The organism is Trinickia sp. NRRL B-1857, from assembly GCF_050470685.1.
Classification (GTDB): Bacteria; Pseudomonadota; Gammaproteobacteria; order Burkholderiales; family Burkholderiaceae; genus Trinickia.
Map to the genome: position 1 here is coordinate 2,580,914 of NZ_JBFLUK010000001.1, position 12,927 is coordinate 2,593,840.

Annotated in this window: 11 protein-coding genes; 10 read left to right on the forward strand and 1 reads right to left on the reverse strand. The window is 62.2% G+C overall.

Annotation, left to right across the window (positions count from 1 at the left end; all coding sequences use genetic code 11):
• The first annotated feature begins 36 nt into the window (after positions 1-36).
• The 10 genes from AB1286_RS11525 to AB1286_RS11570 all read left to right on the forward strand — a co-directional run bounded on the left by AB1286_RS11525 (position 37) and on the right by AB1286_RS11570 (position 12,371).
• Entirely contained in the window at positions 37-1,737 is a 1,701-nt protein-coding gene (locus AB1286_RS11525) for a GMC family oxidoreductase (RefSeq protein WP_430365042.1), read from the forward strand.
• Between the two features lie 241 nt (positions 1,738-1,978).
• Positions 1,979-2,758 (forward strand): ABC transporter ATP-binding protein, encoded by a 780-nt coding sequence (locus AB1286_RS11530; RefSeq protein WP_430363409.1) that lies wholly within the window; start codon positions 1,979-1,981, stop codon positions 2,756-2,758.
• Complete coding sequence (locus AB1286_RS11535) at positions 2,755-3,522, forward strand: ABC transporter ATP-binding protein (RefSeq protein ID WP_430363410.1); 768 nt, start codon at positions 2,755-2,757, stop codon at positions 3,520-3,522. Before AB1286_RS11530 ends, AB1286_RS11535 begins: the two co-directional genes overlap by 4 nt.
• Positions 3,523-3,628: 106 nt before the next feature.
• Positions 3,629-4,849: an ABC transporter substrate-binding protein gene (locus AB1286_RS11540; protein WP_430363411.1), complete on the forward strand. Its 1,221-nt coding sequence runs from the start codon at positions 3,629-3,631 to the stop codon at positions 4,847-4,849.
• Between the two features lie 72 nt (positions 4,850-4,921).
• The gene (locus tag AB1286_RS11545) at positions 4,922-5,806 is read left to right on the forward strand and encodes a branched-chain amino acid ABC transporter permease (RefSeq protein ID WP_430363412.1); all 885 of its coding nucleotides are present in this window, start codon (positions 4,922-4,924) and stop codon (positions 5,804-5,806) included.
• Positions 5,806-6,777 (forward strand): branched-chain amino acid ABC transporter permease, encoded by a 972-nt coding sequence (locus tag AB1286_RS11550; protein ID WP_430363413.1) that lies wholly within the window; start codon positions 5,806-5,808, stop codon positions 6,775-6,777. The genes AB1286_RS11545 and AB1286_RS11550 overlap by 1 nt, the downstream gene beginning before the upstream one ends.
• Before the next feature lie 676 nt (positions 6,778-7,453).
• Positions 7,454-8,611, forward strand: coding sequence for an ABC transporter substrate-binding protein (locus AB1286_RS11555; protein ID WP_430363414.1), 1,158 nt, complete (start codon positions 7,454-7,456; stop codon positions 8,609-8,611).
• A 155-nt stretch (positions 8,612-8,766) separates the two neighbouring features.
• Positions 8,767-9,822: a branched-chain amino acid ABC transporter permease gene (locus AB1286_RS11560; RefSeq protein ID WP_430363415.1), complete on the forward strand. Its 1,056-nt coding sequence runs from the start codon at positions 8,767-8,769 to the stop codon at positions 9,820-9,822.
• A 3-nt stretch (positions 9,823-9,825) separates the two neighbouring features.
• Positions 9,826-11,613, forward strand: a complete 1,788-nt coding sequence (locus tag AB1286_RS11565) for an ABC transporter permease subunit (protein ID WP_430363416.1) — start codon at positions 9,826-9,828, stop codon at positions 11,611-11,613.
• A complete protein-coding gene (locus AB1286_RS11570) occupies positions 11,613-12,371 on the forward strand; it encodes an ABC transporter ATP-binding protein (protein WP_430363417.1) in 759 nt (252 codons plus the stop codon). Before AB1286_RS11565 ends, AB1286_RS11570 begins: the two co-directional genes overlap by 1 nt.
• 64 nt (positions 12,372-12,435) lie before the next feature.
• Here the strand turns inward: AB1286_RS11570 and AB1286_RS11575 are convergent, their stop codons facing one another.
• A complete protein-coding gene (locus AB1286_RS11575) occupies positions 12,436-12,792 on the reverse strand; it encodes a GFA family protein (protein WP_430363418.1) in 357 nt (118 codons plus the stop codon).
• Between the last annotated feature and the right edge of the window lie 135 nt (positions 12,793-12,927).

Below are 12,927 nucleotides of genomic sequence, written 5' to 3' on the forward strand. Positions count from 1 at the left end.
TTTTTTCATTTCATTCGATCCGAGACGGGACACATCATGGTGGGCGAAACAATTTTCGAAGGCGAATTCGACTATGTGATCGTCGGGGCCGGCACGGCCGGTTGCGTGCTGGCGAACCGCCTCAGCGAAGATGCGGACGTCAGCGTGCTGCTGATCGAGGCGGGCGGCAAGGACGACTACCATTGGATCCACGTACCGGTCGGCTATCTGTACTGCATCGGCAATCCGCGCACCGATTGGCTGTATCGCACGCGCGAGGAGCCGGGCTTGGGCGGCCGGTCGCTGGCCTATCCGCGCGGGCGAGTGCTCGGCGGCAGCTCGTCCATCAACGGCATGATCTACATGCGCGGTCAACGAGAGGATTACGACGAATGGGCGCGCGTAACCGGCGACTCGTCGTGGTCGTGGGACGCCGTATTGCCGATCTTCAAGCGCAGCGAGGACCACCATGGCGGTGCGGACGCCTGGCACGGCGCGGGCGGTCCCTGGCGCGTGGAAAAGCAGCGCCTGAAGTGGCAGGTGCTCGAAGCCTTTCGAGAGGCCGCACAGCAATCGGGCATCGCCGCGACCGACGATTTCAACCGTGGCGACAATAGCGGGGTCGGATACTTCGACGTCAATCAAAAACGCGGCGTGCGCTGGAACGCATCGAAGGCATTCTTGCGCCCTGCGCTCGAACGGCCGAACCTAAGCGTCGTCACCGGTGCGCAAGCTCAAAGGCTGACGTTCGATGCGAAACGTTGTACGGGGCTTGCCTACCGGCGTGCGGGTGCGTCGGGCACGCGCGAGTTCGTTGCACGCGCCCGCTGCGAAGTCGTGCTGGCTTCCGGCGCCGTCAATTCGCCGCAATTGCTCGAGCTGTCGGGTATCGGCAATGGAGCGCGCTTGCAGCGCCTCGGCATCGAGGTCGTTCACGATGCACGCGGGGTGGGCGAGAACCTGCAAGACCACCTTCAGTTACGCACAGCCTATCGCGTGCGTGGCGTGCGTACCCTCAATACGATGACGGCACATTGGTGGGGCAAACTGCTCATCGGCATGCAATACGCGCTCTGGCGTAGCGGTCCGATGTCGATGTCGCCTTCTCAATTGGGCGCATTTGCGAAGTCGTCGGAGGACGACGCGTCGATTACGCGCCCCGACATCGAATACCACGTGCAGCCGCTCTCGCTCGATCGCTTCGGCGAACCGCTGCACCGCTTCAACGCGTTCACCGCATCGGCCTGTCAATTGCGACCGACGTCGCGCGGCAGCATCCATATCGAATCGCCGGATCCGTTCGTGCCACCGATGATCGCGCCAAACTATCTGTCGACCGACTACGATCGCCATGTTGCGGCCAACGCGCTGCGGCTCACGCGCCGCATCGTGCAAGCGCCGGCGCTGGCACGCTATGCGCCCGAAGAAATCTTGCCGGGGACGCGCTATCAGACCGAGGAAGAACTCGTGCAGGCCGCGGGTGCCGTGGGTACGACGATCTTCCATCCTGTCGGCACATGTCGCATGGGTACGGCCGACGATCCCGGTGCCGTCGTCGATTCTCGGCTGCGCGTGTTGGGCGTGACCGGGCTGCGGGTGGTCGATGCGTCAGTGATGCCCACCATCACCTCGGGCAATACGAACTCGCCGACGTTGATGATCGCCGAGCGCGCGAGCGACATGATTCGCGCCGATCGTCGTGCGCGCGTTTCGTCCGCGAGCGATGCCAGCACCGCACCGATCGTGACGGCTATGTGACCTACGCGTACGGGTTGTTGCTTACGCAATTAAGCACTAGTGCAAATCCCTATGATTGCGCTGCATCAATGGCGCGACAATGCGCGATGCCGCATGGGGCGGGGCCGAGCTTTCCGCATTGATGCACCATGCCATAAAAGGCGGCCGTCCCGATTACGCGGGGCACACCGCCAGGGATGCAACGCGCACGATATGCGCGTGCGACATGCAGTGTTTCGCCTCACTTCGCATGGAAGGGGACATGATTCTCGGCGACACGATTTTAGAAACGCGCGGGCTGACTAAAGAGTTCAAGGGCTTTACCGCCGTGAACGGTGTGAACCTGCGTGTGCGCCGCGGCTCGATCCATGCGTTGATCGGTCCGAACGGCGCGGGTAAGACGACCTGTTTCAACTTGCTGACGAAGTTTCTCGAGCCGAGCGCAGGGCAGATCGTCTTCAACAATGTCGACATCACGCGCGAGCGTCCCGCTCAGATCGCGCGGCGCGGCATCATTCGCTCGTTCCAGATTTCGGCTGTTTTCCCTCATTTGAGCGTTTTGCAAAATGTGCGCGTGGGCTTGCAGCGCGCCCTGGGCACGTCGTATCACTTCTGGCGCAGTGCAAATACGTTGCATCGTCTCGACGACCGTGCGCACGAGTTGCTCGCTCAAGTGGGGTTGACCGATTTCGCCGATACGCTGACGGTCGAGCTGTCATACGGGCGCAAGCGCGCGCTCGAAATCGCCACGACGCTCGCGATGGAGCCGGAACTCATGCTGCTCGACGAACCGACGCAAGGCATGGGGCATGAAGACGTCGATCGCGTGACGGCGTTGATCAAGAAGGTGTCGGCGGGCCGAACGATCCTCATGGTGGAGCACAACATGAACGTGATCGCGGGTATCTCCGACACCATCACCGTCTTGCAGCGCGGCGAGGTTCTTGCGGAAGGCAGCTACGCCGAGGTATCGAAGAACCCGCTCGTGATGCAGGCTTATATGGGTAGCACCGACGCGGCGTTGACGGGGGCGCACGGATGAATCACACGCAGCCGGAAACCGTTGCCGTGAGCGGCACGAGCGAGGCGCTGGCCGACACGCCGGCCGCATTGACGATCTCGCAGCTGCAAGCCTGGTACGGTGAATCGCACATTTTGCACGGCGTCGATCTAACGGTCAGACGCGGCGAAGTGGTGACCTTGCTCGGGCGCAACGGCGCGGGACGAACGACGACGCTGCGCGCGATCATGGGCCTAACGGGCCGCCGCACGGGCTCGGTGCGCATCGGCGAGCGCGAGACGATCCAGATGTCGACCCATAAGATCGCGCACTGCGGCGTAGGCTATTGCCCCGAAGAGCGCGCGATTTTCTCCAGCCTCTCGTGCGAGGAAAATCTGCTGCTGCCGCCGATGGTCGGCGCGTCGAGCCACGCGATGTCGCTCGACGAAATCTACGAGATGTTCCCGAACTTGAAGGAACGCCGGATGAGCCAAGGCACGCGGCTCTCCGGCGGCGAGCAGCAGATGCTGGCCGTCGCGCGGATTTTGCGCACGGGGGCGAACCTCTTGCTGCTCGACGAAATATCGGAAGGTCTCGCTCCCGTCATTGTCCAAGCGCTGGCGCGCATGATTCTCGCGCTGAAGGCGCGCGGCTACACGATCGTGATGGTCGAGCAAAACTTCCGCTTCGCGGCGCCGCTCGCCGATCGCTTCTATGTGATGGAGCACGGACGCATCGTCGAGCATTTCGTCGCGAGCGAACTGGAAGGCAAAATGCCGGTGCTTCACGACCTGCTGGGCGTTTGATGTTCGGACACAACGGTATTGGGTGTGCACGCATTCGCGAGCGCGCCGCATCCGACGCATGACGAAATAGTTGCACGCACAACCATAAGCGAAGAAGGAGATACCAATGAGGACCAAGTTGCTTGCAAGCGCTGTTCGCACTCTCGCAGTTACCGGTTCGGCACTCGCTTGCGCGGTTGCCGCGCAGCATGCATCGGCGGCCGAAAGCCAAGTCACGATCGGCTTCATCACCGACATGTCGGGCCTCTACGCCGACATCGACGGTAAGGGAGGCGCCACCGCAATTCAAATGGCGATCGACGACTTCGGCGGCAAGGTCAATGGGTTGCCGATCAAGCTGATCACGCAAGATCACCAAAACAAGGCCGACATCGCCGCCTCCACGGCGCGCAAGTGGATCGACACGGAAGGCCTGGACATGCTCGTCGGCGGCACGAATTCGGCGACGGGCTTGGCGATGAACGACGTCATCAAGGACAAGAAGCGTCCGTACTTCTCGATCGGCGCGGGCACGGATGCGCTGACGAACAAGCAATGCACGCCGTACACGGTCCACTACGCCTATGACACGACGGCGCTCGCGCGCGGCACCGGCTCGGCGATCGTCAAGCAAGGCTTCAAGAACTGGTACTTCTTGACCGCCGATTACGCGTTCGGCAAATCGCTCGAGGACAACACGGCCAAGGTGGTCGACGCGAACGGCGGCAAGGTGCTCGGCAACGCGCTGCATCCGCTGTCGGCATCGGACTTCTCCTCGTTCTTGTTGCAAGCGCAATCGTCGAAGGCGCAAGTGCTCGGCCTGGCCAATGCGGGCGGCGACACGGTGAACGCGCTGAAGGCGGCGAAGGAATTCGGCATCACGAAGTCGATGAAGATCGCGGCGCTGCTGATGTTCATCGACGACGTGCATAGCGTCGGCTTGCAGACGGCGCAGGGCCTGTTGCTGACCGACAGCTGGTACTGGGATCAGAACGACAAGTCGCGCGCCTGGGCCGAAAAGTACTTCAAGAAGACGGGCAAGATGCCTTCCAGTCTGCAAGCGGCCGATTACTCGGCGACGATGGATTACCTGAACGCCGTGAAGGCGGTCGGCTCGACCGATCCCGACAAGGTCATGGCGCAATTGCACAGCCAGAAGATCGACGACTTCTACGCGAAGGGTTCGATTCGTCCCGACGGCGTGATGCTTCACGACATGTATCTGTTCCAAGTGAAGACGCCCGCCGAATCGAAGAAGCCTTGGGATTACTACACGTTGAAGGCGACGATTCCGGGCGATCAAGCGTTCGGCACGAAGGCGGAAACGCAGTGCGGTCTGTGGAAGTAAGCGTCCCGATCGCTAGCGTGCGGTAACGACGCGCGCCTCGCGCGCGTCTTTTTCTCTCAGACGGCAGGTTCAATGGATATCTTCGGCATTCCGTTGCAGGCCATGCTGGGCCAGCTCTTGCTCGGGCTTGTCAACGGGTCGTTCTATGCGATCCTGAGCCTCGGGCTGGCCGTGATCTTCGGCATGCTCAACGTCATCAATTTCGCGCACGGCGCCTTGTTCATGCTGGGCGCCATGCTCGCTTGGATGGGCCTGTCCTATTTCGGCCTGTCGTACTGGGTAATGCTCGTGCTGGCGCCCGTCATCGTCGGCATCGTCGGGATCGCCATCGAACGATCGATGCTGCGCTGGCTCTATCGCCTCGATCACTTATACGGGCTCTTGCTGACGTTTGGGCTCACGCTCGTCGTCGAAGGCGTGTTCCGCTCGATCTACGGTTCGTCGGGCCAGCCCTATGACGTGCCGGATTTGCTTGCGGGCGCAACGAACGTGGGCTTCATGTATTTGCCTAACTATCGGGCGTGGGTCGTCGTGGCCTCGCTCGTCGTGTGCTTCGCCACCTGGTTCGTGATCGAGAAGACACGGCTCGGCGCCTACCTGCGCGCGGGAACGGAGAACCCGAAAATCGTCGAAGCGTTCGGCGTGAACGTGCCGCTCATGATTACGCTGACGTACGGCTTCGGCGTGGCGCTCGCCGCGTTCGCCGGCGTGCTGGCCGCACCGGTGATTCAAGTGTCGCCGCTGATGGGCCAGCCGATGATCATCACCGTATTCGCGGTCGTCGTGATCGGCGGGATGGGTTCGATCATGGGCTCGATCCTGACGGGGTTGATGCTCGGTATCGTGGAAGGCCTCACGCGCGTGTTTTATCCGCAAGCTTCGGCCACGGTCGTGTTCGTCGTGATGGCGCTCGTGTTGCTCGTGCGCCCCGCGGGTCTTTTCGGCAAGGAGCGGTGATGCAAAGAAAAGCGCTTTACGCCCTCTTGCTCGTCGGGCTCATCGTGGCGCCGTGGCTCGGCGCCTATCCGGTGTTCGTAATGAAGGTGCTCACGTTCGCGCTGTTTGCGGCCGCCTTCAACTTGCTCATCGGTTATACGGGCCTGCTCTCGTTCGGCCATGCGATGTTTCTGGCCACCGCCGGCTACGTCACGGGCTACGCGATTCAGACGGTCGGTCTCACGCCCGAGCTCGGGGTGCTGGCCGGGACCGCCGCGGCCGCGATACTCGGGCTCGTAGCCGGCTTTTTCGCGATTCGACGGCAGGGCATCTATTTCGCGATGGTCACGCTCGCGCTCGCGCAACTCGTCTACTTCATCTTCCTGCAAGCACCGTTTACGGGCGGCGAGGACGGCCTGCAAGGCGTGTCGCGCGGCAAGTTGTTCGGACTCCTGAGCTTATCGTCGGATCTGACGCTTTATTACGTGGTGCTCGTCGCGATGGTGCTGGCCTTCTTGTTGATCGTGCGCGTCGTTCATTCGCCGTTCGGCCAGGTGCTGACGGCGATTCGCGAGAACGAGCCGCGTGCGATCTCGCTCGGCTACGACACGGACCGCTTCAAGCTGCTGGCATTTGTGCTCTCCGCCGCGATCGCGGGTTTCGCGGGTGCGCTCAAGGTGCTCGTGCTGGGCTTCGAGACGCTCGGCGACGCCTACTGGACGATGTCGGGCCTCGTCATTCTCATGACGCTCGTAGGCGGCATGGGCACGCTGTTCGGGCCGCTCGTGGGGGCTGCGCTCGTCGTGACGCTCGAGGAACGGCTAGGCGATATCGGTGGCGCCCTTGCGGCCGTGACGCACATCGACTGGTTCAATTCGCTCGGCGATTCGACGACGATCGTGATCGGTATCGTCTTTATCGCTTGCGTGTTGGCATTTAGACGCGGAATCGTGGGCGAGATCGTCGCCCGCGTGCGGCCGTTGCGCGGGTGAGAAGGGCCGGGATGGGGCGATTGCGCTGCGGCGCGCCATGGCTTGCCCGCGCGGCTCTTGCACGATCGCAGGGCGTGCGGAGCCTTGGGGCCTTGCGGCTCGGCGGCGATGCGGCGCCCGACGGCTCGATCGGCCGGCCTGAAACGATGCGTGCTTGCTCGAATTGTGTGCTGCTATGCACCACTAGGGAAAGTGCTAGGTTGTGGGAGAAGACGGGGTTGTTTAATCTTCGTCTCAGTTCTGATGCACCGAATTTGCAGGTGGAGAACGAGGAGACAATCGAGGCACTCAGTGCCCGGACGGAAGCGCTGTTGGATGGTATCCAACAGCGCTTTTCATTTGTGCATTCACAAGACGCATTCCCGATCGCATTCGCCGATCGATGCGTCCACGCCTTTTCGCATCGGCCGCGCATCGCGCCATCTTCCCGCGTTTCATCGATACCCGCGAAACACGTCCGCTGCGGTCGCGTTCGTCGTGCGCATTTTTTCTTTTTGCGTGTCTTTTTTTTGTTGTTCCCGCGCGGCATTGAGGGCTCGCGCCGACGCGATCGGCTACGATCAAGCGGTGGGTGCGTTCGCCCACGCGAATCCGTATTCGCAGCACCAGCGATAGAGCCGGCCGATGAGCCGGCAATGACAACGCGCTTTCTCGCGAAAGCATCAGGAGATCAGTAATGACGATGAAGCAATGGGTACGCGGCAGCTTGGCATTGACGATGATGTGCGCGGCGAGCGCTGCGTTCGCTCAAGTGAAGATCGGCGTCGTGCTGTCGACGACGGGACCGGCCGCCTCGCTCGGTATTCCCGAGAAAAATACGATCGCATTGCTGCCTAAGGAGATCGGCGGCAAGAGCGTGCAGTACATCGTGCTCGACGACGGTTCCGACACCGGTAAGGCCGTGCAGGACGTGCACAAACTGATCGATGAGGATCATGTGGACGCGATCGTCGGTTCCACCGTGACGCCGAATTCGCTTGCCATGCTCGATCCGACGTCGGCTGCGAAGACGCCCATGATTTCGTTGGCGGCATCGGCGAAGATCGTGGAACCGATGGACGACAAGCGTAAATGGGCCTTCAAGACGCCTCAGAACGACGGCTTGATGGCCAACGCGATCGCCGATTACATGGCTAAGCACGGGGTGAAGACGGTCGGCTTCATCGGTTTTTCCGATGCCTACGGCGAGAGCTGGAATGCGGAGTTCGCGAAAGCGGCGAGCGCCGATCATCTGAAGGTGGTGGCGAACGAGAAGTTCAACCGCACGGACGCTTCGGTCACGGGCCAGGTGCTGCGCCTGATGAGCGCGAATCCCGACGCCGTACTGGTGGCGGGCTCGGGTACGCCCGCGGCACTGCCGGCGAAGGAGCTCAAGTCGCGCGGCTATAAGGGCAAGGTCTATCAGACGCACGGCGTGGCCAACAACGACTTCCTGCGCGTGTGCGGCAAGGACTGCGAGGGCGAGATTTTGCCGTCGGGTCCGGTGCTCGTCGCCGATCAACTCCCGGACAGCAACCCCGTGAAGCAATCGGCGCTGGCCTACAAGAATGCGTATGAGAAGGCCTACGGCGCGGGCAGCGTCGTCACGTTCGGCGGCCATGCTTGGGATGCGGGGCAGATGTTGCAGCGTGCGATTCCCGAGGCGCTCAAAAAGGCTCAGCCGGGTACGGAGGCCTTCCGTTCGGCGCTGCGCGATGCACTGGAGAGCATCAAGGAGCTGCCGATCTCGCAAGGCATCATGAATACGTCGCCGGCCAACCACAACGGGCTCGATCAGCGCGCCCGCGTGATGGTGGAGGTGGTCGACGGCAAGTGGAAGCTGCTGGGCGACTGACGTCACGGCCGGGCGGCAGCCGCGCTGCCCGCTCGGCTCATTGCTTACCTTGTGCCGAACCCGGCACGTTCGTGCCGCGCACCGAGTGTCGGTGCACGGCGCTTCCTTTGACTTCCGTCGATTCGTAGAGTCGTAGGTACAGGGCTCAAACCAGCATGGATTTATCGATTGCGGCGATCCTCGCGCAAGACGGCATCACGACCGGGGCGATCTATGCGCTGCTCGCGCTGGCGCTCGTGCTCGTCTTTTCCGTCACCCGTGTCATCTTCATCCCGCAAGGGGAGTTCGTTTCATACGGCGCATTGACGCTTGCCGCGTTGCAGGCGGCCAAGCTCCCGGCCACCGCTATTTTGTTGCCGGTGCTCGGGGCGGCCTGTTTCGTCTTGGAGGTTGCGGCGCTCGTCCGGCATCCGGAGCGGCGACGCCACGCGCCACGCGCACTAACGTCGCTCGCGAGCCGCTATCTGCTGGGCCCGATCGCCGTCTATGCGATTGCGCAGCACACCTATGCGCTCGCCTTGCCGATGGCGGCGCAGATCGCGCTGACGCTTGCGATCGTCGTGCCGATGGGGCCGTTCATCTATCGTTTGGCCTATGAGCCGCTGGCGGAGGCAAGTACGCTGCTGCTTCTGATCGTCGCCGTGGCGGTGCACTTCGCTATGGTCGGCGTGGGCCTGCTCATGTTCGGCGCCGAAGGCTCGCGCACGACGGCGTTTTCCGATGCGTCGTTCAGCATCGGCGGCGTGTCGATTTCCGGCCAAAGCGTTTGGGTCGTGGTGACCGCGCTGATCATGATCGTCGGGTTGTATCTGTTCTTCGATCGTACGATCTCGGGCAAGGCGCTGCGCGCAACGTCGGTCAACCGGCTCGGTGCGCGGCTCGTGGGGATCGGAACGGCGCAGGCGGGCAGGCTGGCATTCACGCTCGCCGCGGGGCTCGGCGTGCTGTGCGGCATTCTCGTCGCACCGTTGACGACGATTTATTACGACTCCGGTTTCTTGATCGGATTGAAGGGATTCGTCGGCGCAATCATCGGCGGACTTGTCAGCTATCCACTCGCGGCGGCCGGCTCGATTCTCGTCGGGTTGCTCGAATCGTATTCGTCGTTCTGGGCAAGCGCATACAAAGAGGTGATCGTTTTCACCCTCATCATCCCGGTGCTGCTGTGGCGCAGCTTGGTCACCGTGCACGTCGAAGAAGAGGAGGAGTGAGCGATGAAGCGCTTATTCTCGGGCATGAAGCCATTCTGGGCATTTCTCGTCATCCTGTTCGCGTTGCCGGTGTTGCCGCATCCGCTGCACGTCTCCGAGTACTGGATCACGCTGCTGAACTACATCGGCTTGTATTCGATCGTCGCGCTCGGGCTCGTGTTGCTGACAGGCGTGGGCGGCATGACGAGCTTCGGCCAAGCGGCGTTCGTCGGCGTCGGCGCCTATGCGACGGCTTATCTGACGACGCAATTCGGCGTTTCGCCGTGGATCGCGCTCATCGTCGGTATCGCGCTGACAGCGCTCGTCGCGCTCGTCATCGGCGCCGTGACGATGCGTCTGTCGGGGCACTTCCTGCCGCTCGGGACGATCGCCTGGGGCCTGTCGTTGTATTACCTGTTCGGCAACCTCGAAGCGCTCGGCAAATACGACGGCATCAACGGCATCCCCGCATTGAGCGTGCTAGGCGTGTCGTTGCAGTCGGGCCGCGGCATCTACTACCTGATCTGGCTCGTCGTGCTCCTCGCCGTCGTTTCGATTCAGAACTTGCTGAATAGCCGGCCCGGGCGGGCGATCCGGGCATTGCGCGGCGCGGGGGTGATGGCTGAGGCCATGGGTGTGAACACCGGATGGATGCGCGTCATCATCTTTGTGTACGCGGCCGTGCTCGCAGCGATCTCGGGGTTCCTCTACGCGCATCTGCAAGGCGCTGTAAACCCGACACCGTTCGGTCTCAATCACGGGATCGAATATCTGTTCATGGCCGTCGTCGGCGGCGTCGCGCATGTCTGGGGTGCGATTCTGGGGGCAGTGATCCTCACCGTCGTCCAAGATTATCTCCAGTCGGTTTTGCCGATCTTGCTCGGGCAAAGCGGCAACTTCGAGGTCATCGTCTTCGGTGTGTTGATGGTGGCGCTGCTTCAGTATGCGAGGCAGGGCGTTTGGCCGTTCGTCGCTCGCTGGTTTCCGCGCGGTCCGCGTGCGCGTACGCCTGAACGGGCGGAGGCGTTGCCGCGGCGGGCCAAACCGGCGCAGGGCGAGCCGCTGCTGGTCGTCGATCGGGCGCGCAAGGAGTTCGGCGGGCTCGTGGCCGTGAACGACGTGAGCTTCGACGTGCAGGCGGGGCAAATCGTTGGGCTGATCGGCCCGAACGGCGCAGGCAAGTCGACGACGTTCAACCTCGTCACCGGAGTCTTGCAGGCGACGCGTGGTGAGATTCATTTCCGCGGCGAGCGTATCGATGCGCTCAATTCACGTGAAATCGCCAAGCGCGGTATCGGCCGGACGTTTCAGCACGTCAAGCTGCTGCCGACGATGACCGTGCTCGAGAACGTCGCCATCGGCGCGCATTTGCGCGGCTCCAGCGGCGTCTGGCGCAGCTTGGCGCGGCTCAACGTACCCGAGGAAGAGCGGCTGCTGTTCGAGGCCGCCGAGCAGGTCCGTCGGGTTGGGCTGGAGCAGCATATGTATGACGAAGCGGGCTCGCTTGCGCTCGGTCAGCAGCGAATCTTGGAAATCGCTCGGGCACTGTGTTGCGATCCGACGTTGCTGTTGCTCGACGAGCCGGCGGCCGGCTTGCGGTACAAGGAGAAGCAACAGCTCGCGGAGCTGCTGCGCAAGCTGAAGGCGGAGGGGATGAGCGTGCTGCTCGTCGAGCACGATATGGATTTCGTGATGAATCTCGCCGATCGTTTGGTGGTCATGGAGTTCGGTACGCGCATCGCACATGGGCTACCCGAGGACGTTCAGAACGATCCGGCTGTCGTCGAAGCGTATCTAGGCGGGGTGGAGTAATGAACGAAACGACGACTATGCCGATCCTGTCGGTGTCCGGACTATCCGTGCGCTACGGGAAGGTCGAGGCACTCCATGACATCTCGATCGAGGTCCGGCCCGGACAAATCGTCAGCGTGATCGGGCCGAACGGCGCGGGCAAGTCCACGCTGCTCAATGCCGTAATGGGCGCGCTGCCGAGCAGTGGGCACACGAGCGGCCCCGTGCGTTATCGAGGCGAGGACGTGGGTGCGCTGCCGGTCGAAAAGCGCGTGGACCGCGGGATGTGCCTCGTGCCGGAAAAGCGCGAGCTGTTCGCGACGATGACGGTCGAGGACAATCTCGTGCTCGGCGCTTATCGCCGGAAGCGGGCCGGCGAGCGAGACTTCCTCGATCAACTCGAGCCCGTCTTCGAGCGTTTTCCGCGCTTGAAGGAGCGGCGCAAGCAGGCAGCGGGCACGCTATCGGGCGGCGAACGCCAGATGCTGGCGCTGGGCCGCGCGTTGATGGGCAAGCCGGATTTATTGATGCTCGATGAACCGAGCTTGGGACTCGCACCGCTGATCGTGAAGGAGATCTTTCACATCATCAGCGCGTTGCGGAGCACCGGTGTGGCCACGCTGCTGATCGAGCAGAATGCTCGGGCGGCGCTCCAGATCTCCGACTACGGGTACGTGCTCGAAACCGGGGAGCTCGCGCTGGAAGGTGAGGCCGATTCGTTGGCTCGCAACCCACGTGTCATCGAGACCTATCTCGGACTGGCTAAGAAGACGGCCTGATCCGCAGCCCGGGGAGTCGACGCGTGGCTATAGTCGCGCGTCGTCCTTCCGGGCTTTCATCTTCTTAGAGGCTGGCGCCGTCCACGGCCATCGGCTTCAATCTATCCAAATCCACCCCATCGAGACACCTTACGTTGATCGCGGCTGTCTTTTGCCCGCTCGGTGCCACGCCGAACGCGAATGCTTCGACGCCGCATCGACGACAAAATTGGTGGTGAATGGCGTGCTTGTGGAATAGATATTCGCTGGTGTCATTTTCGCCTCGACGCCAGTTGAACTGGTCCCCTTGGGCGAAAGCCCAAATGAAGCCGCGCTTCTTGCAGATCGAACAGTTGCAGACGATGGTCTGGTCTAGATCGAGTTGAACGTCGAATTGGACGTCTCCGCAGTGACATGCGCCGGTATAGGGTTTGACTGCCATCGTTACCTCCTTATCTGTGCGTCGAACTGACGATTGTGGCATGGCCGGCTGTCACTTCTTGTCAGCTGATTTCGTAGTCGGCGAAGGAGCGCTTCCGGCGGCAAAGGCGACTCGATTCGTGATGTTCCACGTGAA

What these genes read in the sequence shown, in the direction of transcription:
- AB1286_RS11575 (WP_430363418.1), bottom strand. Translation starts at nt 12,792, where the DNA reads ATGGCAGTCAAACCCTATACCGGCGCATGTCACTGCGGAGACGTCCAA.
- AB1286_RS11525 (WP_430365042.1), top strand. Translation starts at nt 37, where the DNA reads ATGGTGGGCGAAACAATTTTCGAAGGCGAATTCGACTATGTGATCGTC.
- AB1286_RS11540 (WP_430363411.1), top strand. Translation starts at nt 3,629, where the DNA reads ATGAGGACCAAGTTGCTTGCAAGCGCTGTTCGCACTCTCGCAGTTACC.
- AB1286_RS11565 (WP_430363416.1), top strand. Translation starts at nt 9,826, where the DNA reads ATGAAGCGCTTATTCTCGGGCATGAAGCCATTCTGGGCATTTCTCGTC.
- AB1286_RS11535 (WP_430363410.1), top strand. Translation starts at nt 2,755, where the DNA reads ATGAATCACACGCAGCCGGAAACCGTTGCCGTGAGCGGCACGAGCGAG.
- AB1286_RS11560 (WP_430363415.1), top strand. Translation starts at nt 8,767, where the DNA reads ATGGATTTATCGATTGCGGCGATCCTCGCGCAAGACGGCATCACGACC.
- AB1286_RS11550 (WP_430363413.1), top strand. Translation starts at nt 5,806, where the DNA reads ATGCAAAGAAAAGCGCTTTACGCCCTCTTGCTCGTCGGGCTCATCGTG.
- AB1286_RS11545 (WP_430363412.1), top strand. Translation starts at nt 4,922, where the DNA reads ATGGATATCTTCGGCATTCCGTTGCAGGCCATGCTGGGCCAGCTCTTG.
- AB1286_RS11555 (WP_430363414.1), top strand. Translation starts at nt 7,454, where the DNA reads ATGACGATGAAGCAATGGGTACGCGGCAGCTTGGCATTGACGATGATG.
- AB1286_RS11570 (WP_430363417.1), top strand. Translation starts at nt 11,613, where the DNA reads ATGAACGAAACGACGACTATGCCGATCCTGTCGGTGTCCGGACTATCC.
- AB1286_RS11530 (WP_430363409.1), top strand. Translation starts at nt 1,979, where the DNA reads ATGATTCTCGGCGACACGATTTTAGAAACGCGCGGGCTGACTAAAGAG.